19 protein-coding genes and 2 tRNA genes are annotated in these 25,058 nt (G+C 51.9%); 16 read left to right on the forward strand and 5 right to left on the reverse strand.

The features are described from left to right. Nucleotides 1–15: 15 nt before the first annotated feature. Nucleotides 16–324, reverse strand: a complete 309-nt coding sequence (gene yhbY / locus EYZ66_RS02885) for a ribosome assembly RNA-binding protein YhbY (protein ID WP_009574629.1) — start codon at nt 322–324, stop codon at nt 16–18. Nucleotides 325–398: 74 nt separating this feature from the next. On the opposite strand from yhbY, the gene rlmE reads away from it, so the two are divergent. From rlmE to EYZ66_RS02920, 7 genes are all read left to right on the forward strand, one after another. Next, nucleotides 399–1,025: a 23S rRNA (uridine(2552)-2'-O)-methyltransferase RlmE gene (gene rlmE, locus EYZ66_RS02890; RefSeq protein ID WP_009574630.1), complete on the forward strand. Its 627-nt coding sequence runs from the start codon at nt 399–401 to the stop codon at nt 1,023–1,025. Nucleotides 1,026–1,289: 264 nt separating this feature from the next. Continuing rightward, a complete protein-coding gene (ftsH, locus tag EYZ66_RS02895) occupies nt 1,290–3,164 on the forward strand; it encodes an ATP-dependent zinc metalloprotease FtsH (protein WP_050793355.1) in 1,875 nt (624 codons plus the stop codon). Between the two features lie 5 nt (nt 3,165–3,169). Beyond that, complete coding sequence (gene folP / locus EYZ66_RS02900; RefSeq protein ID WP_009574632.1) at nt 3,170–4,030, forward strand: dihydropteroate synthase; 861 nt, start codon at nt 3,170–3,172, stop codon at nt 4,028–4,030. Beyond that, nucleotides 4,027–5,376: a phosphoglucosamine mutase gene (gene glmM / locus EYZ66_RS02905; protein ID WP_009574633.1), complete on the forward strand. Its 1,350-nt coding sequence runs from the start codon at nt 4,027–4,029 to the stop codon at nt 5,374–5,376. Before folP ends, glmM begins: the two co-directional genes overlap by 4 nt. 54 nt (nt 5,377–5,430) lie before the next feature. Further along, entirely contained in the window at nt 5,431–6,174 is a 744-nt protein-coding gene (gene tpiA, locus EYZ66_RS02910) for a triose-phosphate isomerase (RefSeq protein ID WP_009574634.1), read from the forward strand. 10 nt (nt 6,175–6,184) lie between these two features. Continuing rightward, nucleotides 6,185–6,559 carry a preprotein translocase subunit SecG gene (gene secG, locus EYZ66_RS02915; RefSeq protein ID WP_009574635.1) on the forward strand — a complete coding sequence of 125 codons (375 nt, stop codon included), beginning with the start codon at nt 6,185–6,187 and terminating at the stop codon, nt 6,557–6,559. A gap of 11 nt (nt 6,560–6,570) precedes the next feature. Continuing rightward, nucleotides 6,571–6,656, forward strand: a tRNA-Leu gene (locus tag EYZ66_RS02920). Nucleotides 6,657–6,994: 338 nt separating this feature from the next. Here the strand turns inward: EYZ66_RS02920 and EYZ66_RS02925 are convergent. After that, entirely contained in the window at nt 6,995–9,130 is a 2,136-nt protein-coding gene (locus EYZ66_RS02925; RefSeq protein WP_009575969.1) for a glycoside hydrolase family 3 protein, read from the reverse strand. 268 nt (nt 9,131–9,398) lie between these two features. Between EYZ66_RS02925 and EYZ66_RS02930 the strand changes: the two genes are divergently transcribed. The 3 genes from EYZ66_RS02930 to EYZ66_RS02940 all read left to right on the forward strand — a co-directional run bounded on the left by EYZ66_RS02930 (nt 9,399) and on the right by EYZ66_RS02940 (nt 12,052). After that, nucleotides 9,399–9,809, forward strand: a complete 411-nt coding sequence (locus tag EYZ66_RS02930) for a nuclear transport factor 2 family protein (protein WP_009575968.1) — start codon at nt 9,399–9,401, stop codon at nt 9,807–9,809. A 33-nt stretch (nt 9,810–9,842) separates the two neighbouring features. After that, nucleotides 9,843–10,667 carry an SDR family NAD(P)-dependent oxidoreductase gene (locus EYZ66_RS02935; RefSeq protein WP_009575967.1) on the forward strand — a complete coding sequence of 275 codons (825 nt, stop codon included), beginning with the start codon at nt 9,843–9,845 and terminating at the stop codon, nt 10,665–10,667. A gap of 215 nt (nt 10,668–10,882) precedes the next feature. Further along, on the forward strand, nt 10,883–12,052 hold the full coding sequence (locus EYZ66_RS02940; protein WP_009575966.1) for a serine hydrolase domain-containing protein: 1,170 nt from the start codon (nt 10,883–10,885) through the stop codon (nt 12,050–12,052). Between the two features lie 6 nt (nt 12,053–12,058). Here the strand turns inward: EYZ66_RS02940 and EYZ66_RS02945 are convergent, their stop codons facing one another. The 3 genes from EYZ66_RS02945 to EYZ66_RS02955 form a co-directional block, all read right to left on the reverse strand. Next, nucleotides 12,059–12,559 (reverse strand): DUF411 domain-containing protein, encoded by a 501-nt coding sequence (locus tag EYZ66_RS02945; protein ID WP_009575965.1) that lies wholly within the window; start codon nt 12,557–12,559, stop codon nt 12,059–12,061. Between the two features lie 115 nt (nt 12,560–12,674). Beyond that, nucleotides 12,675–15,071 (reverse strand): TonB-dependent receptor, encoded by a 2,397-nt coding sequence (locus EYZ66_RS02950; protein WP_009575964.1) that lies wholly within the window; start codon nt 15,069–15,071, stop codon nt 12,675–12,677. Nucleotides 15,072–15,277: 206 nt separating this feature from the next. Beyond that, entirely contained in the window at nt 15,278–17,560 is a 2,283-nt protein-coding gene (locus EYZ66_RS02955) for an NADP-dependent malic enzyme (protein WP_009575963.1), read from the reverse strand. A 279-nt stretch (nt 17,561–17,839) separates the two neighbouring features. On the opposite strand from EYZ66_RS02955, the gene EYZ66_RS02960 reads away from it, so the two are divergent. The 6 genes from EYZ66_RS02960 (at nt 17,840) to infB (ending at nt 25,049) form a co-directional block, all read left to right on the forward strand. Then, nucleotides 17,840–18,466 (forward strand): LysE family translocator, encoded by a 627-nt coding sequence (locus EYZ66_RS02960; RefSeq protein ID WP_009575962.1) that lies wholly within the window; start codon nt 17,840–17,842, stop codon nt 18,464–18,466. After that, nucleotides 18,459–19,631, forward strand: coding sequence for a class I SAM-dependent RNA methyltransferase (locus tag EYZ66_RS02965; RefSeq protein WP_009575960.1), 1,173 nt, complete (start codon nt 18,459–18,461; stop codon nt 19,629–19,631). Before EYZ66_RS02960 ends, EYZ66_RS02965 begins: the two co-directional genes overlap by 8 nt. 160 nt (nt 19,632–19,791) lie before the next feature. Then, a tRNA-Met gene (locus tag EYZ66_RS02970) sits at nt 19,792–19,868 on the forward strand. A gap of 451 nt (nt 19,869–20,319) precedes the next feature. Continuing rightward, entirely contained in the window at nt 20,320–20,775 is a 456-nt protein-coding gene (gene rimP, locus EYZ66_RS02975) for a ribosome maturation factor RimP (protein ID WP_040816827.1), read from the forward strand. A gap of 24 nt (nt 20,776–20,799) precedes the next feature. Then, nucleotides 20,800–22,290: a transcription termination factor NusA gene (gene nusA / locus EYZ66_RS02980; protein ID WP_009576206.1), complete on the forward strand. Its 1,491-nt coding sequence runs from the start codon at nt 20,800–20,802 to the stop codon at nt 22,288–22,290. Nucleotides 22,291–22,340: 50 nt separating this feature from the next. After that, nucleotides 22,341–25,049, forward strand: coding sequence for a translation initiation factor IF-2 (gene infB / locus EYZ66_RS02985; RefSeq protein ID WP_009576205.1), 2,709 nt, complete (start codon nt 22,341–22,343; stop codon nt 25,047–25,049). Nucleotides 25,050–25,058: the final 9 nt, after the last annotated feature.

Genomic DNA, 25,058 nt, shown 5'->3' on the forward strand with positions numbered 1-25,058 from the left:
CCAAAATCGAGAGCACTAGGCCAAAGCGGCGCGGATCAAGTTTGACAGTTTTGGATTCGGCTTTTTGCTGCGGCGCAGTAGTAAGGCAGTGTTACCGATGACTTGCACCGCTTCAGCGTTAAGCTCTCCGCACAAGTCGCTGATGATTTCCGCCTTGCTATCACGATCCATGCCGGCACATTTGATTTTGATGAGTTCGTGATCGTTTAAAGCGCGATCGACCTCAGCAATGACGGTTTCGCTTAAGCCAGAGCCGCCGACCGTCACGATGGGCTTTAATTTGTGGCCAATGGCGCGATATTGGCGTTTTTCAATATTTTTCATGGTGATTCGTTTGTCATTCAGGGCGGCGGATGATACACAGGTCTGAGCTCGAATAATACGGTTTACACAGTACTATGGCAAAAAAGAAATCCTCCAGTAAGGCATGGCTCAAAGAGCACCGCGATGACGTCTATGTGCAGCGAGCGCAAAAAGAGGGTTATCGCTCGCGAGCCTGCTACAAATTGATCGAGTTAAACGAAAAGGATCGCCTGCTGAGGCCCGGTATGACGGTGGTTGATTTGGGCTCGGCGCCCGGTGGTTGGTCGCAAGTGGCGGCTGGAATTGTCGGTGTCAAAGGCCGCGTTATTGCAACCGATATATTGCCTATGGACACGCTTGAAGACGTCGATTTTATTCAAGGCGATTTCACCGAAGAAGCAGTCTTCGACGCTCTCCTAGAGGCTATCGGCGACGAGCCAGTCGATTTGGTCATGTCTGACATGGCGCCCAATATGAGTGGCATGACCGCGGTGGATCAGCCGCGAGCGATGTACTTAGTCGAGCTGGCCGTTGACATGGCTTCTCGAGTACTGGCACCAAAAGGTGCCTTTGTTGCCAAGGTGTTTCAGGGCGAGGGCTTTGATGAATTATTCAGGAGTTTGCGCGAGCAATATCAAACGGTTCTGACTCGCAAGCCAGACGCGTCGCGTCCGCGTTCAAGAGAAGTCTACATCGTTGCAAAAGGCTTCAAAGGCGCTTGAATTGTTGCGTCCCCGTCCCCATGTCTAGTAAATGAACGTATAAAACGATGCGTTTCTACGTTGCTGTATGCTTTTGACCTTGGTAAAACTTGGCGCCGATCGCCCTGCCAATTCGTTGCGAAGGCGTTATACTGAGGGTCATTCATGAGTGCGCGATTGCCGCTCGACTAGGAAAGCCGTGTTACTGAAGGCGGCAAGTGAGGAAGTGCTTTGAACAATGTAACCAGAAATTTGTTGTTGTGGTTGGTTATTGCCGCTGTGTTGATGTCGGTCTTCAATAACTTTAATCCTCAGCAGTCCAGTGAGCGACTTGGCTATTCTGAATTTATTAACGAAATCCAGAACGATCGAGTGCGCCAAGTGCTTATTGATGGGCTAACTATTAATGCTGAGCGTTACGACGGTTCACGCTTTGAAACGATTCGCCCAATGGTCGAAGACCCCAAATTGATGGACGATTTGCTGCAACACAAAGTCATTGTTGAGGGCAAAGAACCAGAGCAGCAAAGCATTTGGATGCAGCTCCTGGTAGCCAGCTTCCCGATCTTAATTATTATTGCAGTGTTTATGTTTTTCATGCGCCAAATGCAGGGTGGTGGCGGTGGTCGTGGCGGCCCAATGAGCTTTGGTAAAAGTAAGGCCCGCATGTTGGGTGAAGATCAAATTTCTACGACCTTCGCGGACGTCGCTGGCGTCGATGAAGCCAAAGAAGACGTCCAAGAGTTGGTGGAGTTCTTGCGCGACCCGTCTCGCTTTCAGAAGTTGGGCGGGCGCATCCCGCGCGGTGTTTTGATGTCGGGTCAGCCCGGTACTGGTAAGACGCTGCTTGCGAAAGCGATTGCCGGTGAGGCAAAAGTGCCCTTCTTTTCAATTTCGGGTTCTGACTTCGTTGAAATGTTTGTGGGTGTCGGCGCGTCGCGTGTACGAGACATGTTTGATCAGGCCAAAAAGCAGTCACCCTGTATTATTTTCATCGATGAGATCGACGCTGTGGGTCGCCATCGTGGCGCTGGATTAGGGGGGGGCAATGACGAGCGGGAACAAACCCTCAACCAGCTGCTGGTAGAAATGGATGGATTCGAAGGTCACGAAGGTGTGATTGTGATCGCGGCTACCAACCGCCCCGACGTATTAGACCCAGCACTCTTGCGCCCTGGACGCTTTGATCGCCAAGTCGTCGTGGGGTTGCCCGACATTCGCGGGCGAGAACAAATTCTTAAGGTTCACATGCGCAAAGTGCCCTTGGGTGAGGATGTCGAGCCCTCAAAAATTGCGCGCGGTACGCCGGGTTTCTCGGGCGCTGATCTGGCCAACTTGGTGAACGAAGCGGCTCTCTTTGCCGCTCGTGGCAACGCACGGAAAGTGGGCATGCAGCAGTTTGAATTGGCCAAAGACAAGATCATGATGGGCGCCGAGCGCAAATCAATGGTGATGTCAGAGGCCGAGAAGCGCAATACTGCTTACCATGAGGCTGGCCACGCGATTGTCGGTCGCTTGATGCCTGAGCACGATCCTGTGTACAAGGTTTCGATTATTCCGCGCGGCCGGGCACTTGGCGTGACCATGTTTCTGCCAGAGGAAGACCGCTATAGCCACAGCCGCAGATATATTATTAGCTCCATTTGCAGCTTATTTGGCGGGCGAATCGCTGAAGAGATTACCTTGGGTAAAGATGGTGTGACGACAGGTGCGTCGAACGATATCCAGCGTGCGACCAAAATGGCAAGAAGTATGGTGACGCAGTGGGGACTGTCAGAACGTTTGGGTCCTCTCATGTATGATGAGGCGCAAGAAGAGGTGTTCCTAGGCCGATCTGCTGGGCAGAATCACTCAAGTGTTTCTGGTGAAACCGCCAAAGCTATCGACGAAGAGGTGCGCTCGATTATCGATGAGTGTTATGCGACGGCGAAACGTATTTTGGAAGAAAATATCGATAAACTGCATACGATGGCAGATGCGCTGATGCACTACGAGACGATCGATTCGGGGCAAATCGACGATATCATGGCTGGTCGTGAGCCTCGTGAGCCTTCGGATTGGAACGGTTCTAGCGGCGGCGATACCACCACGAAAGCGGAACAAGACGTCAAGGGTGGTGACAATGTCACGCCAATCGGTGGTCCCGCCAGCGAACACTAGAGCCAATGATGAGTGAGATAAGCCTCGACCGGTGTTACGTTGCTGGTCGAGAGCTGCAATTCCCTGCGGTGATGGGCGTGGTGAATACCACGCCCGATTCATTTTCTGATGGTGGCACACTTTACCAATCCACACGCTTGGACCTAGACAAAGCCTTCGATCGCTGTGCCAAAATGGTCCAAGAGGGTGCGACCATTTTGGATATTGGTGGCGAAAGTACTCGACCAGGATCCGACCCCGTTAGTGTCGAACAAGAGTTGGAACGCGTTATACCTCTAGTGGAGCGTTTGGCTCGATCGTTCGATGTGGCGCTGTCACTTGATACTTCGACGCCTCAAGTTATGCTTGAAGGAGCGCTGGCGGGTGCTCACATTATTAACGACGTCAGAGCCTTGCAGCGCGAGGGTGCGCTTGAGGCCGCGTGCAGCACTGACTTAGCGGTATGCCTGATGCACATGCAGGGTGAACCTAAAACCATGCAAGCACAGCCAGCCTATGATGACGTTGTGCAAGACGTCAGCGGTTTTTTGAACCAGCGAATCGAAGATTGCCTAACCGCAGGCATCGATAAAAAGCGCCTGTGGATTGATCCAGGGTTTGGTTTTGGTAAGACTCTGGCGCATAATATCGAATTAATGCAAAACATTTCTTACTTTTGTAATGGTGGCTATCCCGTGCTAGTGGGTGTCTCCAGAAAATCGATGATTGGCGCTATTACAGGTAAAGATGTGAACAAACGCTTAGCCGGAGGGCTGGCACTGGCAACCTATGCACTGATGCAAGGTGCCCACATCATTCGTACGCACGATGTCGATGCGACTATGGATGTTGTAAACGTGGTCAGGGTGCTTAAGGGGGAACAATGAGCAAACGCTATTTTGGAACGGATGGAATTCGCGGTGAAGTAGGTGTAGCACCGATTACCCCTGATTTTATGCTTAAGCTCGGTTGGGCTGCGGGCAAAGTCTTTGCGGCGAAAGCGGGCAAACAGCGGCCTCTCGTGGTGATTGGCAAAGACACAAGAGTGTCTGGCTATATGTTCGAATCGGCTTTAGAGGCGGGTTTGGTGGCAGCGGGCGTCGATGTTCGTTTGCTTGGCCCAATGCCAACCCCGGCGGTTTCAGTAATGACCCAAACACTGAATGCGACAGCTGGCATCGTGATTAGCGCATCGCACAATCCCTTTCAGGACAACGGCATCAAATTCTTTGGCCATGACGGGGGGAAGTTGGGTGATGAGCTCGAGTTTGAAATCGAGGCCATGATCGATCGTCCGCTAGAGACTTCGGGTTCGAGTGCCTTGGGCAAAGTTGTGCGCATTAACGATGCTGGCGGCCGTTACATTGAATATTGCAAATCGACCGTGCCCAGAGGTTTTAGCCTAGCGGGTTTAAATCTGGTGGTGGATTGCGCAAACGGTGCGACTTATCACGTAGCGCCAGCGGTTTTTCAAGAACTGGGCGCCAACGTGACAAAAATTGGTACCGAGCCCAATGGCTTTAACATTAATGCCGGTGTTGGCTCGACCGATATGAGTGCTTTGGCTGCGCAGGTTCGACAAACCCAAGCGGATTTGGGTATCGCTTTCGATGGCGACGGTGACCGAGTGCTCTTTGTTGACCATCAGGGCGCAGAAATTGAGGGTGACCAGTTGCTGTACGTTATGGCGAAATCACGTCAGCAGCGTGGCTGTAACGATCAAGGCGTCGTGGGTACATTGATGTCGAATCTTGGGTTGGAAGTCGGCCTTAAAGCCCTTGGCCTCGGATTTTTCCGGGCAAAAGTCGGTGATCGCTACGTGAAAGAGGCTATGTTAGCACGTGGCTGGGTGCTGGGCGGCGAATCGTCAGGGCATTTAATCTGCACCGATGTGTCGAATACAGGGGACGGTATTGTTTCTGCTTTGCAGGTTTTGCGCGCAGTGGTCGAGAGCGGTGACAGTCTTGGTGCGTTGTGCTCTGAAATGGATATGATGCCGCAAACGATGATTAACGTGCGTATGTCAGAGCGCGTTGATATTACTGCTAATCCGCAAGTGCAGGCTGCGGTTGCCGAAGTGGAGTCGGCGTTAGGCGACTCGGGTAGGGTATTACTGCGGCTGTCGGGCACCGAGCCGTTAGTGCGTGTCATGGTCGAGGGCAGCAATGCCAGCACCGTAAACGAGTTATGTGCGAGTTTAGCGACAAAAGTTGAGCAGGCGCTCGCAGATTGACTTGTAACGAATCCATGCTTTCGATAGACTTGCGCGCGCTTTAGAGGTGATGCTATGCCAAACGCCTTAGTCGTCGGCAATTGGAAAATGTGGGGATCACGAGAGCAGGCCAAGACGCTTGCATCGAGTGTTGCTGGATCCAGCCAATCCGGCGTAGATTGGGGCGTTTGTCCACCGTTTCCCTACCTGCAGGTTGCTATTGATCAACTCGGTTGCGATCGGGTCGGTGCGCAAACGGTCAGTGCCGATCAGTCCGTGCCGCATACTGGCGATGTCAGCGCTGAAATGTTGGCTGACCTTGGCGTGCGATGGGTGATTGTTGGTCACTCCGAGCGGCGGGCAGAGCGGCACGAAACAAACGAGCTTGTGCGAGCGCAGGTTGAACGAGCCCTGAGTCAAGGCTTAGTGCCGATTGTGTGCGTGGGAGAAACCCTAGAGCAACGCAATGCCGGGCAGGCCGAGTCGGTTGTCGTAGAGCAACTTGATGCGGCTTTGCAGGGCTTGGTGCCTACGACTGACTTAGTCGTAGCCTACGAGCCGGTTTGGGCGATTGGAACGGGCGTTGTGGCAACACCTGAGCAGGCACAGGCGATGCATGCCGTTGTGCGGCAGCGAGTAAAAGATTTGGGTTTGAGCGACCGAACGCCTTTACTGTATGGGGGCAGCGTCAAACCGGATAACGCCGAAGGCTTGTTTGCCTTGGCAGATGTCGATGGCGCCCTAGTGGGTGGAGCATCGTTAGACGCGCAAGCGTTTTTAGCAATTATTGATGCCGCGGCGGCGGCAAAGGCCGAATAGGCAAGAGAATATGGAACAGATTATTTTAGTAGTGCATTTGTTGGTGGCCTTGGCGATCATTGGTTTAATTATGATCCAGCAGGGTAAAGGCGCCGACATGGGTGCGTCGTTTGGTGCAGGTGCGTCGCAAACCTTGTTGGGTAGCGCTGGTAGCGGAAATGCCTTAACTAAGGCGACTTCTTGGTTGGTGGCGGCGTTTTTCGCAACCAGCTTTGCCCTAGCGGTTGTAGCTAACGAGAAGACAGCACCGGTAGAAGATTTGGGTATTGAAATTCCAGTAGAGGTTGAGGCGCCAGCGAGTGACTTGCCCGTTGTGGATGACGAGCCCGAGGCAATGAGCCCAACGAGCGACTTGCCTATAGTTCCTGATTCAGGGGACAATTAAAGAGCAACAAAGCCGAAGTGGTGGAATTGGTAGACACGCCATCTTGAGGGGGTGGTGAGCATAGCTCGTGCGGGTTCAAGTCCCGCCTTCGGCACCAACCATTTGACAGCCGTGACCTTAGGGTTGCGGCTTTTGTTTTTCAGTAGCGCTGTTCTAGACGCGGGACTACCCCGGCCTTCGCTGGTTCCTCGCGCGCGGTATCGCGCTCGGGCTCAGGCGTGATTCGCTGAGCGAATCACCCCGCAATCGGCACCAACCATTCGACTAAAGTGATTTAGTCATCGCAAGTAGCTATTTAGTATCTTCGTTTTAGATGCGGGACTACCCCGGCCTTCGCTGTTTCCTCGCGCGCGGTATCGCGCTCGGGCTTAGGCGTGATTCGCAAAATTAAAACCAAGTTCGGTTTCAATACATCTCTGCGGCGAGGCCAAACGCTTAGTAGCTTAAACCATGCCCAAAACCATACAGCGTATCTTCTGGTGCATAACCCGGTGCGTCGGGCGCTTGGTGCAAAATGGCCTCGGCGCTGTTGGCCAATGCAAAAGGCAGTCTCCCGCTGGGGTTAAAGCGGCCTGTAACCACATCGAGCAGTGCGTTGTCGTCCGAACCAAACAAGGCGATGTGTGCACCTACCTTGGCGAAGCCGCTGGCGTCATCCATGACGTAGGGTTGGCGGAAATACACTGCGAGTATGGTCTTGTCAGCACCAACACTCGCAATGGTGTTGTTAATTTGCTCCAAGCTAGGGGTTACCACCCATGATTTGGTGTTCGCCATTTGGCTAAAGGCCAAAAAGTCGAGCTCGTCTGGCGCCGCACCACCGAAAATAGTTGCTGGTTCAAGGCCTGGTACCGGTAGCGGCTCCATGGGCATGTGGCTCAGGTCTGTTACGGGGTTAGTGACTGTCACTCGGATTAGAGCATAGTCGGCATTAGCGATAGCTTCGGGATTGGTTTCACCGCTCTCAATCACGACACCCTCTCTTGACTCTATGCGCGTATCGACACCAAGGGTGAACAGACGCACTGGCTTGCCTGTTACTTTGATGGGCAAGAGGTCATTTTCATTCTTCAACAGCACGATCGCCTTGCGTTGGGCAAGATCCGCTTTGGCTTGGAATTCTGGATTGCCCACTAGCTCGGTCGCAGCGTAGGGATCGACATAGGGGTTTTCGAATAATCCCAATTCAAACTGCTCCTTGAGCAAGCGCGCGACAGACAGATCAAGTCGCTCTTCGCTGATTAACCCGCTCTCGACCAAAGACAGTATTTGACTGTGGTCATCAAAGCCCGACAGTACGTCGGTGCCAGAGTGGATTGCGAGGCTCAGTAACTCTTCGATCGATTTGTCCTCAAGTCCCCAGGCTCGGTTTGCGCTGACGGGGCCAATAATACCGGTGTCCGAATTCACGTAGCCTTTGAACCCGAGTTTTTCTCTTAACAACCCGGTTACGATACCTTTTGAGAACGCCATGCCAACGTCATTGGGTTGATAATCTTGTCCCACGGGTATGCCGTAGTAGGCCATAATTGATGAGGTTCCCGCGTCGATAGCGGCAACGAAGGGCTTGAGATGTGCATCAAATTGACCGGCCGGGTAGCTTTGATTGCGACCAAAATGATAATGGGGGTCTCCGCCTCCAGCTTGCGGACCACCGCCCGGGAAATGTTTGATGGTAAGTGCCACGCTTTCCTTGCTGAGTTGTTCGCCCTGAAGCGTCGTGACCAAGGTGGTGATAATGTCGGCGGCAAGATCAGCATCCTCAGTAAAGGTTTCGTGTACTCGATACCATCGGGGTTCGGTCGATAAGTCCGCCATATAACCGTACATGCCGCGTAAGCCGATCGCGATCCATTCCTGGCGCATAATATCAGCGAATTCCCGTATCAAGTCTTGGTCGCGTGTAGCCGCCAAGCCGGCTTCTTTAGGCCAGGTCGAGAACGAACCCGCCGATAAGTTAATGCCAGGTCGTGAATCTTGTTCATAATGATTGCGTGCGTTGGACTTGAACAAGGCAGGAATACCCAGGCGGGTGGATTCGGCCAAGGCTTGAATAGCATTGGTGTAATTCGCTGCTTCGAATGGCGTGATTTGGGCGCCACTTCGGCCTGAGGGTGCGGAGCGGTCTGGGTTGGGCACGACGGGATTGCGAAAGATAAAACGTGTCATATACTCCTGCTTGACAAATTTTTCGGCCTTGTCGGGCAGCAAGCCTTCCGATTCTGCGTTTAGCGTTTGAATCAACATCATGCCCGCTTTCTCATTGATCGTCATGCGAGCTACTAGATCGCTCACGCGCTCGCTGGTTGGCAGGCGCCAGTCTTCGTAGGGGTCTAGGCTTGAGTTATCGTTCAGGTCTTTGAAGGTATAGCCGTCGATTTCTAGGTATTGCTTGGCCACTTTGACGAGCTGGGGTTGAGTATCGGCGGCCGGTTCGCTGGATGCAGATTGGTCTGCTACGTCAGCGCATCCCGTGAGTAACAAAGCCATTGCGCATACTAAGAGGCGACTCGCTCCCGCTTTACCACTTTGGTTGTCATCTCGAATCGGTTTGTTTGTTACCCTGTTCATGCCTTTGCTCCCGCCGAAAGTTTAATGCCTGCCAATTTGGTCAGGCCACTTGGCCAAAATAGAGCTTTTTGGTGTAAAAAGCAAGTTTAGTCGCCTATCAGCAGACTAAACTCGGCCTTTTGACCGCGAATGCAAGTCTATGTTCAGCCGATTAGCTGCAGCGCCTGAGTATCCTAATCTGATCCATATGGGTTATTCCGTACGCTGCTATGTCAGTTAAGCTTGGTGTTTGAGGTGACGATAAAATCACACAATAACGAGACAAAATATGAGTACGAGACGAATTGAAGAACTTTTGGCCCTACGCTACGCCAGTATCTGCGATAAGAGAAACTTTTCAGATGTTAAAGACATCGTCACCGAGGACTTTAAGCAAACCGGTCCCGAATGGCATTGCGACGGCGCAGCCGCTTTTGAAGCGCAATTGGGTTACTTAAAAGACAACTTCTCGGCAACCATGCACATGGTGGGTAACCAGTTGGGCGAGTGGCAGGGCGAGGTTTACCGGGGTGAGACCTACAGCATTGCGAACCACTTGTACGAAAAAGATGGCGTTGCGCGCAAGTTGGATATGGCCATTCGATATGATGAGGAGATTTGCCAAGAGAATGGGGTGTACAAGTATGCTCGTCGGGATGTCCACGTGATTTGGGTATCTGACACTGCCTTGTACTCGTGAGGGGAATTGTCCCCGGCTTAAGGGGAATTTTGTATGAGTAGAAAAGTGGCGTTCATCACAGGTGCAAGCCGTGGCATTGGAGCAGAAACGGCCGTTCAATTAGCGAAGGCTGGCTATGATATCGCTATTACTGCACGCACGCTGAAAGAAGGTAGTGAGCAAACCTACGGCGCGGTTACCACGTCGCTGTCGGGCAGTTTAGAAGTGACAGCCGCGCGTGTCGAGGAGGCGGGTGGCAGGGCCTTGTGCTTAACCTCCGATATTCTTAAGCCCCGGACTGTTTTGGCCGCCATTGATGAAGCGGTTGCAACCTTAGGTCCTATTGATTTGTTGTTTAACAATGCGTGTTACCAGGGGCCTGGCAACCTCTCGCGTTTTTTAGAGGTCGAAGTCGAGCAGGTGGAGGCAATTTTTACCGGTAACGTCACGACGCCGACCATGGCGGTTCAAAAAGTGTTACCGAGTATGATTGAGCGCGGTAGCGGCGTGATTATTAACATGGTGTCTGGCTCGGCAGTAAATAATCCACCTGTCCCCGTCGATCAGGGAGGGTGGAGCTTTGCCTATCCAGCTTCGAAGGCGGCATTAATTCGCATGGTGCCCGCGTTACGCATAGAGCATACAGAGCCAGGTCTGCGTTTTTTTAACGTGGAGCCAGGGTTTGTCTACACCCAAGTCATGAAGGCCAATCACTTTGGCGAAGAGGCTGCGGCTCGATTCGGACCTACCGATCCCGCCGATGTGGCAGAGGTGATTCGCTGGCTGGCAACGACTGAAGAGGCAATGGCTTATCATGATAAGACCATTATCTTTGCCCCGCAGCTGTCTAAAACAGTGAGTGAATCGCCTCATGGTTAGGCGCTTTGGGTATCCAATTGACCGCCCTGCGGTAGGAACTTTGTCATCTATGATTATTAAACGGCCTCATACTTAAATAGAATAAATACGAGGTTTAAGCACTATTTGATGTAGGAACCAATATATGCCCTGTCATTCGCGATAAAAATCGCTTTGCTTGTCTTATTGTCTAGCATTAAAGTGCTGTATTCATCGGTGATAATAAGGAAAAAGTTATGCGTATTTCTGACCGTCTTGTACCCTCCGCGTTTGCGATTTTGGCGACGGTTAATCTGGCATTCGCTTCATCATTTGGTGCTGCTCAAGCTCCAGAAGCCGATACCACCAACGTACTATTTTTACCGCAGGACGTTCGAGAAAAAGTGTTCGGTAATATTCGAGGTGCTTTTCCAAATCGTACGGTATCGACCGGTAACTCCGTAAAAGTCCTTAACAAGGCTTATCAAGATTTTGCTGAATTACGCTATGAGGTGGACGGCAAACAATATTCGTTACAAGATTTTTACGCGCGCACGGCGACCCGCGGAATTATTGTGGTGCAAGGCGATGACATTAAGTTAGAGCACTATTCACCCGGCCATACCGAAGAAACCCGCTGGGTCTCGTTTTCGGTGACTAAGTCCCTGACCTCTATGCTGATTGGCGCAGCGGTCAAAGACGGTTATATCGAAAGTGTTGATGAAAAAGTTGCCGACTACTTGCCGCGCCTGAAAGGCACATCTTATGAGGATGTTCGCATTAAGGATGTACTGCACATGGCCTCAGGTGTTGCTTGGAATGAAGATTATGCGGACCCCAAGTCAGACGTGGCCTTGGCCGGTGCACTGAATGGCATCGATCTGGTGCAGTACCTAGCTAACTTGCCTAAAGTCGCCGAGCCCGGCACAACCTTTAATTACAATACGGGCGAGACAAATCTCGCGGGCGAATTGCTAAGATCGGCCATCGGCAACAATGCTTCTGAGTATTTAGAGCATAAAATCTGGAAGCCTTACGGTATGGAGCATGACGCCTACTGGCTGTTGTCCAGCGAGGGCGGTGTTGAAACAGGGGGCTGCTGCTTGAATGCAACCCTTCGAGACTATGCCCGCATAGGTATGTTCGCTAAAGACCAGGGTGTTTTGCCCGATGGTACTGGTGTACTGCCCGAGGGCTGGATGAAAGAGTCGACGAGTCCTTCCGAAGGCTTTGATGGTTACGGCTACCTGTGGTGGTTGTTCGACGATGGCTCGTATTCAGCGCGCGGTATTTTTCAGCAGTGGATTTATATCGACCCCAAGCGTGATCTCGTCATTGCTACGCACACTAATGCGGCGCAAGCGGTAGAGGACGAAGACCACAAGCACGTGGCGGCGGTCATTCAGGCCTTGCGCCATGCGCTTTAAAAGCCGCTAGTACTGCTCGCTCGGAGAATTGATGGTGGCGTAAATTTTCGCGCTGCCATCTTCCATCAATAACATGACCTGGTAGGGGTCAAACCGGTCACCCACTTCCATGCCTGGGCTGCCGACGGGCATCCTTGGAACACTAAGTCCGATGCTACCCGCCGGAGGACTGTCCATAAATTGCTTAATCAACTTGGCTGGAACGTGTCCTTCGAAAACGTAGCGATCGTCAATGACGCCCGTATGGCAGGATTGCATTTGCGGCTGTATACCCATGGCGCCCTTAAATCCACTGAGATCTGAGGGGTGCTGCGCTGTGCTGCTAATACCATTGTTTGCTAGGTGATCCATCCAATGAAGACAGCAGCCGCAAGTCTCGCTTTTGAAGACGGTCATATCGAGCGATGTGTCGGCACGAGCAGACAGAGTGGCAACACAAAATAGGCTGAGAATGAGATTCCGTATCAAGTGCGCATAGAACGGAGGGGTGTTAAGTAAATTCCACATGGGTAAGCTCCTAAAATATTAGAGAAAGTATAGCAAGCTAATCGGGCTATCGCAGGGATGCATCAAAGGCACAAAAAAGGCGGGCTAAGCCCGCCTTTTATTGATGTTTTAGCGCCTAGTTGTTGCGCCAGAATACGGTCAGGCCCACCATACGAGGAGGTGCGGGGGTCGCATTACCTACGCCACCCGTGGGGTAGTTGTGCAGATAGTAATCCTCATCGGTAAAGTTGGTTACCCACGCGCTAACCTGCGTGTTACCCGATGGCGTGGTGTAGATTAAACGGAAGTCACCCGCGTCGTACTCGGGCACTGCCGCAAACGCGAGGTTATCTGGATCCTGCCATACGAGGTCTTTATGACGCCAGTCCACCTGAGCCGCCAGCGTTGCACCAGACGCGAGCGGCCAATCATAGCGCACCAACAAGTTATAGGCGAAATCGGGAGCATTACGCAGTTCGTTGCCGGAACGATCTGGCGTGGTGTTGTTAGCGGGTGCCGAGTAGCCTGCCGGGATACTGAAGTTATCGAACGCCGTATCCAGCCAGGTCGCGCTACCTTGAATCGTCAGGTTTTCCATTGGGAAGGCTGTAAACTCGAGCTCGAGGCCCTCTACGGTAGCATCTGCGGCGTTTTGCGTTATCAATACCCCGGTATTTACACCTGCGGCTGCCAATGAATCAGGCAGAAGTAGCTGCAAAATTTGTAGGTCCTCGTAGTCGGTCGAGAATGCTGATGCATTTAGACGGACCTTGTTGTCCATCCATTCCGTTTTTACACCCACTTCGTATAGCGTCGCGAACTCTGGATCAAACGGAGTTGCCGCAGCAATTTCCGTTGCGGCCAAACCTTGATAACCGCCGGACTTAAAGCCCTCAGAGTAGGTAGCGTACCAAAAGACATCTTCGGTCTGTTGGTATTCCAACGAGACCTTTTTAGTCAGCTCGCTCCAATCCTCGCTGGTTTCAAAATCGAAGTTGCCCACAATTGCAGCACCCAACAGCGCCAGGCCGTCGGCCGTGCCTTTGCGGTCCATTTCTTTTTCTTCTGAGGTGTAGCGAGCTCCAGCAGTCACACTTAATTTATCAGTGATGTCGTAGGTGAACTGTCCGAAAATTGCCATGGATGTTGTTTTGTTGAGCTGGTCATCTGATCCAGGAATATAAGGGAGTAGGGTAAAGGGGGTGCCCGGAACGACTTGATTGGGCTGGCCCGTTGCCAGATTGAGATCTATACCCTGAAGCGCAATACCCACACCGATACTTTCAATACGGTGTGTTTCCTCTTCCATGTAATATAGGCCGCCCACCCACTGTAGCGGGCCATCGCTGGTTGACGTAAATCTTAGTTCTTGCGTAATCGTGTCGGACTCGTCGGTGTAGAAGTTGGCGCCAAAGAGCATTTGAGAGCCTAGTGGTGCTACCGAGGCGTAAAGGTTCATTAGCGGGCTTGCGCCTGATGCGCCGCCTGGGCCCAGCTCGTCTGAGTTTTCGGCATCGACATTACGAAATGAACTAATAGAGGTCAGCATGATGTCATCGTTAATATTCCAATCAACTCGGGCCATGACGCTTTTTGCTGTACTTTCAAAGTACCCTGCCGTATCGAACAACCCTGTATGGATCTTTTTGTCGTAATTGGGGATCAATGCGGCACTTACCGTATAGCTTAGCCCCGGTGCACTGGGTGGCTCGATAAAGTGGTCTGGTTGGCCCAGCTTATCGATGGTGGAATATGCGGCCGATAAATTGATTTCGAGATCTTCAGAGGGCGTCAAGCGCAGACCAAAGCGCGCACTGTCAGAATTGATGTCGTGAGTGTCAGAAACCTTCCCGCCCGTATATTCAGGGATACTATTTAGTGCAGACTCAAAATAGCCATCACGACGACGCGTCGAAAAAGAAGCCTTACCGTAAACGCCCTCCGATAACTCACCGCTCAGTAAACCGCGCAGCGTTCTTGCGTTGTAGTCACCCAAGGTCGCTTCCACTTGCATGACGGTTTCTTCAGTAGGTTTGCGCGTGATCATGTTGACCGCACCACCCACAACGTTTTTGCCAAAAAGCGTGCCCTGTGGGCCGCGTAAGACCTCGATACGCTCTAGATCGAACAGATCGATGTCCATGCCTGCAGAGCGGCCGATGTAAACTTCGTCGATGAATACGATCACCGACTGGTCACCACCGGCGCCGTCTTCGTTAGAGCCGATACCGCGGATATAGAGCTGTGGTTGACCTGGGTTAAAGGTACCCATGGTGAAGCCGGGTGTGCGCTCGGTAATACCTTTAAGATCGACGATGCCCTGATCGCGCATCATGTCTTCGCTAAAGGCCGATACTGCCATAGCGACGCTTTGCAATGACTCTTCGCGGCGGTTAGCCGTTACGATCACTTCTTCTAGGGCACTTGCTTGCGAAAATGCCAATGGTGCTTGAAAACTTAAACCTGCTGCGACTGCCCCAACAGCCAGTGCCAAAGGCTTTAACCCGCAGGCTTTGGTCGAGTTGTTACTCATGTGCTTCCCCTCATTCGTAGTTGAATAGTAATCGTTATTATTTAAGGTACTTGCGTATGCTTGGTTCTACCGATTTCATGGGGAAAGCGATAGATCCAGTTCAGGCTGCCTGATAAGACCACTTTAAGACAGCCTTAATGAAATGGCTGAGGAGAGGGGCCACTGGCGCTGCATTGATGCGCAGCGCCAGCGTTGAAAAGTGCGAGTTAGTCGTTAAGTTTACGCAAATGAATATCAGCAACAGCAAGTGCAGTCATATTCAAGATACCGCGCCCGGATACCGAGGGGATTAAAATGTGAACGGGTTTTTCTAAGCCGCATAAAAAGGGGCCTACCAAGCGGGCTTCGGTCAGTGATCGAATCAAGCCTAATGCAATACTGGCGGTATCCATGTTTGGCATGATGAGGACGTTTGCTTTACCTTCGATTTGGTTGTCTTCAAAAATTGTGGCCCGCATTTCGGGGTTTAGGGCTGAAAGCGAATGCATTTCGCCGTCGATTTGCACATCGGGGCGCAAATCGCGAAGGCGCGCCGCGGCATTCTTCATTTTTAATGCGGAGGCATCTTCGTAGGTACCGAAGTTCGAGTGCGATAACAGCGCGACGCGTGGCTCGATATCAAAGCGTTTGGCGTATTCGATGGCGTCTTGCGCAATGGTGACGATCTCGTCTTCACTTGGATCTACGTTGACGAAAGGGTCCGCGATAATGAGCGGGCCATCTTCAAGTAGCAGGGCGCATACCGAGGACACGACGCCAGAGTCGCGACTGCTATTGATGAAGCTGGACAGGTGTTTCAGGTGGCGATCAAAGCGACCCACTTTGCCGCAAATCATACCATCGGCTTCACCCATATCCACGAGCAAGCCCGCCATAACAGTGGCATTAGTGTGCGCCACAGTTTTTGCGGCTTCTACTGACATACCTGAACGTCCAACTTTCCGGTGGTAGTGACGCCAGTACTTGTCTTCCAAGTCGCCAGCTTCAATATTCATGATTTCGATGTCGTTCTCGATATCAATTCGCAGGCCCAATTTGGTTATTTTTGACTCGATGACCGAGGGGCGACCCAACAAAATAGGCTTGGCAACTTTCTCGTCGATTACGCCCTGCATGGCCAGCAGTACATCGTCGTTTTCGCCTTCGGCATACGCAATGCGCGCAGGGTTTTTGCGAGCGATATCGATGGTGGGCTGCATGAATAAGCGGCTACCGCTGACGTAAGAATGCAGTTTGTTGCGATAGGCTTCCATATCTTCGATGGGGCGCGTGGCGACACCACTTTCCATGGCTGCTTTCACCACGGCTAGGGGGACGTCTTCAATCAAACGAGCATCAAATGGCTTGGGGATTAGATAGTCTGGTCCGAACTTAAGTTCTTCACCGGCGTAAGCTTCAACAACTGCTTCTGTTACTTCTCGGTGCACCAAGTCAGCAATGGCTTTTACGGCCGCTTTTTTCATCTCTTCGTTAATGGTGGTAGCGCCACAATCTAACGCGCCGCGGAACATAAATGGAAAGCACAGAACATTGTTTACCTGGTTAGGGTAATCTGATCGGCCTGTCGCTAAAATTGCGTCAGGGCGCGCGGCTTTGGCCTCCTCGGGCATAATTTCGGGTGTGGGGTTGGACATCGCTAAAATAAGAGGGTCGCGCGCCATTTTTTTGACGAGATCGCCGTTCAAAACGCCAGGGCCCGATAAGCCCATGAATAGGTCTGCGTCGGTAATGGCGTCTTCAATGGTCCGATCGGTAGTTGCGACCGCGTAGGCCTCTTTGTACTTGTTCATACCTTCGGTTCGACCGGCGTAAATAACGCCCGTTCGGTCTAGCATTCGGACATTGGCTTTTTGTAGACCCATGCTTACCAATAAGTCGACGCAAGCGATACTGGCTGCACCTGCGCCAGACACCACAAGTTTTATGTCTTCGATGTTCTTGTTCACCAAGCGCAAGCCATTGTAAATAGCAGCTGCAGCTACAATCGCCGTGCCGTGCTGATCGTCGTGGAATACCGGGATGTTCATACGATCGCGGAGTTTGCGCTCGATCTCAAAGCATTCAGGCGCTTTAATATCTTCTAAGTTGATGCCGCCAAAGGTGGGTTCTAAAGATGCGACGATGTCGACGAACTTATCGACGTCGGTTTCATCGACTTCGATATCAAAAACATCAATGTGCGCGAATTTTTTAAAAAGTACTGCTTTGCCTTCCATTACGGGTTTAGACGCCAGTGGTCCAATGTTGCCAAGACCCAATACGGCGGTGCCATTGGTGACCACGGCAACCAAATTGCCTCGAGCCGTCATTTCCGCCACGCGCTCGGGATGCTCAGCGATGATTTCGCAGGGATAGGCGACTCCAGGGCTATAGGCACGCGATAAATCACGTTTGTTCGCTAAGGGCTTGGTCGGGCGAATCGCGAGTTTCCCGGGGGTTGGGTCGGTGTGGTAGCGAATGGCGCTGTCTCGAAAATCGCGATCTGGCATAGGTGTCCTCGGTCGAGCCTGTCTCGGCTCGTGCTGGCTTGCGGTAATAAAAAGTGCATGTAGCTTAAAGCATCGCTCTGGTTTATGTAATGTATTGATCAGGCAAATCCATTAATTCTTTGTCGTGTTAAAGTTCACAGTAGATCTTTGTTTGCCGTGTTTCGCCCGCTCGGTGCTCACTGTGCTACGGGTATCTATTGGGTGAAAAATTCTTGGCGGGAAGCGAATGCACGTAAGACGCCATAACACGTTATACTGCGCGTTTTTAAGAGTTGGTACATGGCGCTCGATACCCTAAGCCTATTTGCAGTAACGATATTTGCGATATCGATGACGCCAGGATTGTGCATGACCCTAGCGTTTACTCTGGGTATGTCGTGTGGTTACCGCCGCACTTTGTGGATGATGGCAGGTGAGCTGGCCGGTGTAGCAACCGTCGCAGTCAGTGTGGCGGTGGGCGTTGCGCAGGTCGTGCGATGGAGGCCCGAGGCTCTGACCTGGCTGACTATGCTGGGTGCGTTGTACCTTGTATACGTCGGCGTTGGGATGTGGCGAAGCGCATCAGGTGCCCTAGAGGCTCAATCAGGTAGGGCCTCGTTGAGTCAGGTTCAGTTAGTTGTGCTGGGTTACAATACCGCTGTGCTTAACCCTAAGGGATGGGCGTTTTTAATTGCTATTCTGCCGGGCTTCATTAATGAGCAGCAAAGCTTGTCGTATCAACTCGGGCTGCTAGTGCCCATTTTTTTAATTTCAGAGTTTATTGCGATGAGCATTTACGCCCTGGGTGGCAGGCAGCTCGCGCGTTGGTTCTCGAAGCCCGAGCACAGTGTTTGGTTAAATCGTGTGGCCGCGACTCTAGTGTTATTCATCGCCATTCTTTTTGGTTTGGAGAGCGTCAATGCTTAAGTGGCAACCCGCAAGAACAAAAAGTGCAAAGCGAGCGAACAAGCAGCTGCAGCTCGGCGATGAATTAGATCTCGAGATCACCGATCTGAACAGTAAAGGTGAGGGGGTCGGAAGGCACAAGCGCCAGGTCCTTTTCGTGCCAGGCACATGGTTGGGTGAGCACGTGCGAGTTCGCATTGTCGAGCCCAAAAAGTCCTATGTTCAAGCCGAGCTCGTCAGTATTTTGCAGGCCAGCGACTCCCGTCGCGATGCGCTATGCCCGTACCATGGTGTCAATGAAAAGACTTGCGGTGGGTGCCCTTGGATGTTCATCGACTATGCTGCTCAGGTATATGCCAAGCAGCGGCGTGTCGAAGAGATGTGCTCACGCTTGGGGTTGGATTGTCCAGGTACGATACAGGCGTCGCCCCAGGAGCTGGCCTATCGAAACCGAGCGCAATTAAAGGCGTCCGCTGATGCCCTAGGTTTTGTGGCGGCTCGTAGTGATCAGATCGTGGATGTCGAGCAATGTGTCGTGTTATCGGATCACAACAATGCCTTGTTGGCTCGAATTCGAGAGCAAGATTTAGGTATCGGCCGTCGTCGCAAAACGTGGGTGACCATCGATATTGCCGACGAGGTGGATTTCGAGCACATCTCATTTAATCAGCGATTGCCGTTTCGGCAGGGCAATACGGCACAAAACCAGGAGATGTTAGGCTGGCTAACAAAGGTCTTACACGGCCTCAACTGCAAGCGAGCCCTAGAGTTGTTTGCAGGATCAGGTAATTTAACTCAAGCACTTGTTGCGTCAGGTGTTGATGACATCACCGTGGTAGAGGTTGTACCAGAGGCTTTGGACACTTTGCGGCAATCGTTGCCAAGTACTAAAGCTTTTGCACTGGATTTGTTCGATAAAACAAAACTGTCCGAATTGGTGAGCTTGAGCGCAGATGCAGAGTTATTATTATTAGATCCTCCCCGCGACGGATTTGCTTTGTTGGGTCAGTTGGTGAGCCAGTTGCCCAGCCTGAAAAGTATTATTTACATCTCTTGCGATCTGGCAAGCTTCGAGCGCGACGTTGCTTTACTGTGCGATGAGTTTTCATTGCTCGAATTACAACCTCTGGACATGTATCCACAAACGCCGCATGTCGAGTTAATGAGTGTTTGGAGCAGGAAGTAGCAAGGGGGGGCTGCTCCGGGCCGAGATTCTTATTTCTTTTTATCAGGGCTTGAGAAAAAAACCAAAAGATTGGGCTTTTTGTGTTGACCAGAGGTGGGGGCGTATCTATAATCTCGCCCCTCGGTTGAGCGCTGTACATCGCGCCAGCCTACCAGATAGTTGCGGGGTGGAGCAGCCTGGTAGCTCGTCGGGCTCATAACCCGAAGGTCGTCGGTTCAAATCCGGCCCCCGCTACCAAATAGAAATGCCGGTACTTTGGAAGTGCCGGTTTTTTTATGCCTAAAGATTATGTGATTTATGGGTAGTTCAGAGGGTGTTGGACGTCCAACCGTCGGGCTCAACTCTTTATCCGGCGCAGCCGCTGAAGGTCGTAGGTATTAATCCGGCCCCCGCTACCAAATAGAAATGCCGGTACTTTGGAAGTGCCGGTTTTTTTTTACAAAACGTGATTATCTACTACCAGCTTCGTTGAAGGCATCGCCTTTTGTGCGTATACTTGCGCGCAGTTGTGTGGCCTCTCTTATTTTGGGTGAAGCGCAAAGCGTGTGCGAACCGTAGGTAAGAAGGAGTGTGCAGCGTTTGGCATTCAGTGCGAATGCAGACATAGTTTGCGCGCCCTTAGGGAGTGCAAGTTTTAAGAGGCCCCTGTTTGGGGTTTTTTTGTATCTAGCGATTGATGGGTGGTCGAGTGACCAAAAAAGAAGCGGAATTAGCTGATTTGCTGCGAGCAACGGTAGAGGCCATGGGGTTTGCGCTCTGGGGTCTAGAGTTTCGTGCGCAAGGAAAAAACAGTTTGCTGAGGGTTTACATCGATCGGGAAGCAGGTGTGCAGGTCGATGACTGCGCCCAGGTTAGTCGCCAGATTAGCGGTATTTTGGACGTTGAAGACCCCATAGCGGGTGAATACAACCTAGAGGTGTCATCGCCAGGTATTGACCGTTTGCTGTTCTCTTTAGAGCAATGTCAGCAATACGTGGGCGAGTGGTTGGAAGTGAAATTACGCGTGCCCTTCGAAGGTCGTAAGAACTTTAACGGCACCTTAGTAGGAATTGAAGATCAAGACGTCGTGGTCCGTATAGACGACGATGAATATGTGTTGCCTTTCGACAGTATCGATAAGGCGAAGGTAAAACCCCGACTTTAGGGGCGAGTAAAAACGAGGCTCTCAATGACAAAAGAAATCTTGCTGGTAGCAGAAGCGGTATCGAACGAGAAGGGTGTATCTGAAGATATTATTTTCGAGGCAATCGAATTGGCCTTGGCCACCGCAACGAAAAAGCGCTACGACGAGGATTCTGATATTCACGTCACCATCAATCGTAAAACGGGCGACTACGTCACTGTTCGCCGCTGGTTGGTTGTGCCAGATGACGAGCTGGCCTTGTTAGGCACGCAGTTGACCACCGAGGAAGCGATTGAAAAAGACCCGTCTTTGGTCCCCGGAGATGTGTTTGAAGAAACCGTCGAGAACGTCGGTTTCGGCCGTATTGCAGCGCAAACTGCCAAGCAGGTGATTGTGCAGCGCGTGCGTGAAGCAGAGCGCGCGCAGATCGTTGATCAGTATCGCGGCCGTGTTGGCGAATTGGTGGCTGGCAGCGTCAAGAAAGTGACCCGAGACAACATTATTGTCGATCTGGGTAACAATGCTGAAGGCCTGTTGCCGCGTGGCAACTTGGTGGGTCGAGAGACTTTCCGAGTGAACGATCGCTTGCGCGCCATTCTGACTGAAATTAGTACTGAGATCCGCGGCCCTCAGCTCATCTTGAGCCGTTCCTGCTCTGAGATGCTGATCGAGTTGTTCCGGATTGAAGTGCCAGAAATCGCCGAAGGCGTCATCCAAATTCGTGCGGCGGCGCGAGATCCTGGTTCGCGGGCGAAAATTGCGGTTAAGACCAACGATCAGCGCATCGACCCAGTCGGTGCCTGTGTTGGTATGCGAGGCTCCCGTGTACAAGCCGTATCTAATGAGCTTGATAACGAGCGTGTAGACATCATTTTATGGGACGACAACCCAGCTCAGTTAGTGATTAATGCGATGTCGCCAGCGGAAGTCGAATCGATTGTTGTTGATGAAGACACGCATACGATGGATGTTGCGGTCTCGGAAGATAATCTAGCGCAAGCTATTGGTCGTAGCGGCCAGAATGTGCGTTTGGCATCTGAATTGACGGGCTGGATGATTAACGTCATGAGCACCGAAGAAGCGCAAGAAAAACAGGAAGCAGAGGTTGGGCAAGTACTGCAGTTATTCGTTGAGCGGTTGGATGTTGACGAAGACGTGGCTGAGGTACTGGTCGAAGAGGGTTTTACCACGCTAGAAGAAGTCGCTTACGTGCCGCTTGAAGAAATGATGGCCATTGAAGGTTTTGATGAAGAAATTTCAGAAGAGCTTCGCGCGCGTGCAAAAGATGCTCTCCTGACGATGGCAATTGCTTCGGAGGAGCAGCTAGGCGCCAATGAGCCTGCTGATGATCTGCTAAACATGGAAGGCATGGATCGTCATTTGGCCTTTATCTTGGCAAGTCGAGGCATTGTGACGATGGAAGATCTAGCCGAGCAAGGCGTTGATGATCTGATGGAAATTCCAGAGATGGATGAAGAGCGAGCCGGGTCGTTGATTATGACCGCTCGTGCTCCTTGGTTCGCGGAGGAAGCCTAAGTTTTAAAACAGGCAACCCACCACGAATTAAGAGAGAAGGAGAGTAAAGAATGGCACAAGTCACTGTAGAGCAATTAGCGAAAGTCGTCGGAGCATCTGCTGAGCGATTGCTGGGGCAAATGAAAGAGGCAGGATTGCCTCATACCAAAGCCTCACAGGAAGTTTCCGACGAAGACAAGCAAACGTTGCTTCAGTTTTTGAAGCGCAGTCACGGTGAGCCTGATGCGGCGCCGCGTAAAATCACGCTAAAGCGTAAGACCTTAAGCACTCTGAAGACCAGCGGTTCAGGCGGCCGTAAAACCGTGAACGTAGAGGTGCGTAAGAAGCGAACCTACGTAAAGCGTGAAGAGCTCGAGCCCGAGGTTGAAGCGAAAGTGACTGCGCCAGAGCTTATTGAAGAACCGGTTGTAGAAGCGGTTGAACAAGAGGTGGTCGAGCCTGTGGTAGAGGTGGTCGCCGAAGAGGTGGTGCCTGAGCCTGAAGTCGTTGAAGAGTCGGTTGTACAGGACATTGCAACAGAGCTCGAGCCCGAGGTAGTTACCGAGCCCGCCGTCGAACTGGCGCCAGAGCCAGAAGTCGAGGACTTTGACCCTGAAGTGCTGCGCCAGCGAGCCGCATTGCGTCGTAAGCAAGAAGAAGAGGCCCGCGAAAACGCCATCCGCGAGAAAAAAGCAGCGGAAGAGGCATCGCGAAAAGAGAAAGAAGCAAAAGCGAAAACGGCGGCAGAGGCCGAGAAGCAAGCAGCTGCGAAAAAAGAGAGCGATAAAGCGCGTCCAAAGCGTTTGCATGAGGCCGCGGCGCCCGTCGAGAAAGACGATTCACCGCGCAAAAAAGGTACTCGGCTTAACAAAGATTCGATCGGTGGGCGTGGTAAGAAACGTCATATGTCGTTGTCGGATATCGATGCGGCGGAAGACGGGTTTATGCGACGCCGTGGCGGTCGCAAAAAGTCACGCTCAAGTGGCGACAATCAGCATGGTTTCGAGTTGCCCACCGAGAAAATCATTTACGATGTCGAACTTAGTGATCTGATTTCTGTAGGCGCCTTGGCCAGTCAAATGTCTGTCAAAGCAGGCGTCGTGATTAAAGAGTTAATGAAGCTCGGCGTTATGGCAACGATCAACCAGATGATCGATCAGGATACGGCGACCCTCGTTGTGGAAGAGCTGGGTCACCGGGTGAAATTTGTAAGTGCCGACGCTCTGGAAGAAAAACTGGAAGAGACCTTATCTCAGCACGAGGGAACGCCAGAGCCGCGTGCACCCGTCGTGACCGTTATGGGTCACGTAGACCATGGTAAGACCTCGTTGCTGGACTATATTCGTAAGTCTGGTGTGGCGGCAGGTGAGGCCGGGGGTATTACTCAGCACATCGGTGCCTATCACGTAGAAACTGGCCACGGTATGATCAGCTTCTTGGATACTCCCGGACACGCGGCCTTTACAGCCATGCGTGCTCGCGGCGCGAAAAGTACCGATATCGTTATTCTCGTGGTTGCAGCCGATGACGGTGTCATGCCACAAACGGAAGAGGCGGTAGCTCACGCGCGGGCGGCAAATGTACCGTTGATTGTTGCAGTCAACAAAATTGATAAAGAAGGCGCTGACCCTGACCGCGTAAAAAATGAGCTGTCAGCGAAGGACGTTATTCCGGAAGAATGGGGTGGCGACACCCAGTTCATCAACGTGTCTGCGCACACTGGCGAAGGTATCGAGGATCTATTAGACGCAGTTCTGCTGCAGGCTGAGTTACTTGAACTCCAAGCCCCCAGAAATGTTCCTGCACAGGGTATCGTAATTGAGTCGCGTCTGGATCGCGGCCGTGGACCTGTTGCTTCGTTATTGGTGCAAAGCGGTACCTTGCGTCGCGGCGACATCATTTTGGCGGGGCTCCAGTACGGTCGTGTTCGCGCTATGTTGGATGAAAACGGCGCACCAATTGAAGAGGCCGGCCCGAGTATACCGGTCGAGATTCTGGGTTTGGACGGAACGCCTGATGCGGGTGATCAGTTTGCTGTTGTGGAGAACGAAAAACGCGCGCGTGAATTGGCTGACTTCCGTCAAGACAAGAATCGTGAAACGCGATTACAGCGTCAGCAGGCAGCGAAACTAGACAACATGTTCGAGAGCATGACCGCGGGCGAGAAGAAAATTCTTAACGTTATTGTTAAAGCCGACGTGCGTGGCTCGCTCGAAGCTATTCAGTCGTCGTTACTGGATCTTGGTAACTCTGAAGTCCAGGTAAATATTGTGTCGGGTGGGGTCGGTGGTATCACCGAGACGGATGTCACCTTGGCCATGACCAGTGATGCGGTAATGTTTGGCTTTAACGTCCGTGCCGATAATGCGGCTAAACGTCTGGTCGAGGCGGAAGGTGTGGATCTGCGTTACTACAACGTCATTTACGATTTGTTAGACGACGTCAAACAAGCGTTGACCGGTATGTTAGCGCCAGAGCTGCGTGAAGAAATTGTGGGCATCGCTGAAGTGCGCGATGTGTTCAAGTCGCCCAAGTTTGGTCTGATTGCGGGTTGTGTGGTCACCGACGGTACGGTCTATCGTTCCAAGCCTATTCGTGTATTGCGCGACAACGTTGTAATTTACGAAGGCGAGCTCGAGTCACTGCGTCGCTTTAAAGACGATGCGAGTGAGGTTAAGAGCGGCACGGAGTGTGGTATCGGCGTTAAGAACTACACCGACGTTCGTGTTGGCGACTTGATCGAAGTCTTCGACGTGAAAGAAGTGGCTCGGTCTTTGTAATATCGACTT

Source organism: Aequoribacter fuscus (genome assembly GCF_009910365.1).
GTDB classification, from domain to species: Bacteria; Pseudomonadota; Gammaproteobacteria; order Pseudomonadales; family Halieaceae; genus Aequoribacter; species Aequoribacter fuscus.

Bases quoted from the DNA above. Each gene is read 5' to 3' on its own strand.
- infB (WP_009576205.1), top strand. From the start codon at position 22,341: ATGGCACAAGTCACTGTAGAGCAATTAGCGAAAGTCGTCGGAGCATCT.
- folP (WP_009574632.1), top strand. From the start codon at position 3,170: ATGATGAGTGAGATAAGCCTCGACCGGTGTTACGTTGCTGGTCGAGAG.
- EYZ66_RS02965 (WP_009575960.1), top strand. From the start codon at position 18,459: ATGCTTAAGTGGCAACCCGCAAGAACAAAAAGTGCAAAGCGAGCGAAC.
- EYZ66_RS02955 (WP_009575963.1), bottom strand. From the start codon at position 17,560: ATGCCAGATCGCGATTTTCGAGACAGCGCCATTCGCTACCACACCGAC.
- ftsH (WP_050793355.1), top strand. From the start codon at position 1,290: ATGTCGGTCTTCAATAACTTTAATCCTCAGCAGTCCAGTGAGCGACTT.
- EYZ66_RS02930 (WP_009575968.1), top strand. From the start codon at position 9,399: ATGAGTACGAGACGAATTGAAGAACTTTTGGCCCTACGCTACGCCAGT.
- yhbY (WP_009574629.1), bottom strand. From the start codon at position 324: ATGAAAAATATTGAAAAACGCCAATATCGCGCCATTGGCCACAAATTA.
- EYZ66_RS02960 (WP_009575962.1), top strand. From the start codon at position 17,840: ATGGCGCTCGATACCCTAAGCCTATTTGCAGTAACGATATTTGCGATA.
- EYZ66_RS02945 (WP_009575965.1), bottom strand. From the start codon at position 12,559: ATGTGGAATTTACTTAACACCCCTCCGTTCTATGCGCACTTGATACGG.
- tpiA (WP_009574634.1), top strand. From the start codon at position 5,431: ATGCCAAACGCCTTAGTCGTCGGCAATTGGAAAATGTGGGGATCACGA.
- rlmE (WP_009574630.1), top strand. From the start codon at position 399: ATGGCAAAAAAGAAATCCTCCAGTAAGGCATGGCTCAAAGAGCACCGC.
- EYZ66_RS02935 (WP_009575967.1), top strand. From the start codon at position 9,843: ATGAGTAGAAAAGTGGCGTTCATCACAGGTGCAAGCCGTGGCATTGGA.
- EYZ66_RS02940 (WP_009575966.1), top strand. From the start codon at position 10,883: ATGCGTATTTCTGACCGTCTTGTACCCTCCGCGTTTGCGATTTTGGCG.
- EYZ66_RS02950 (WP_009575964.1), bottom strand. From the start codon at position 15,071: ATGAGTAACAACTCGACCAAAGCCTGCGGGTTAAAGCCTTTGGCACTG.
- nusA (WP_009576206.1), top strand. From the start codon at position 20,800: ATGACAAAAGAAATCTTGCTGGTAGCAGAAGCGGTATCGAACGAGAAG.
- EYZ66_RS02925 (WP_009575969.1), bottom strand. From the start codon at position 9,130: ATGAACAGGGTAACAAACAAACCGATTCGAGATGACAACCAAAGTGGT.
- secG (WP_009574635.1), top strand. From the start codon at position 6,185: ATGGAACAGATTATTTTAGTAGTGCATTTGTTGGTGGCCTTGGCGATC.
- glmM (WP_009574633.1), top strand. From the start codon at position 4,027: ATGAGCAAACGCTATTTTGGAACGGATGGAATTCGCGGTGAAGTAGGT.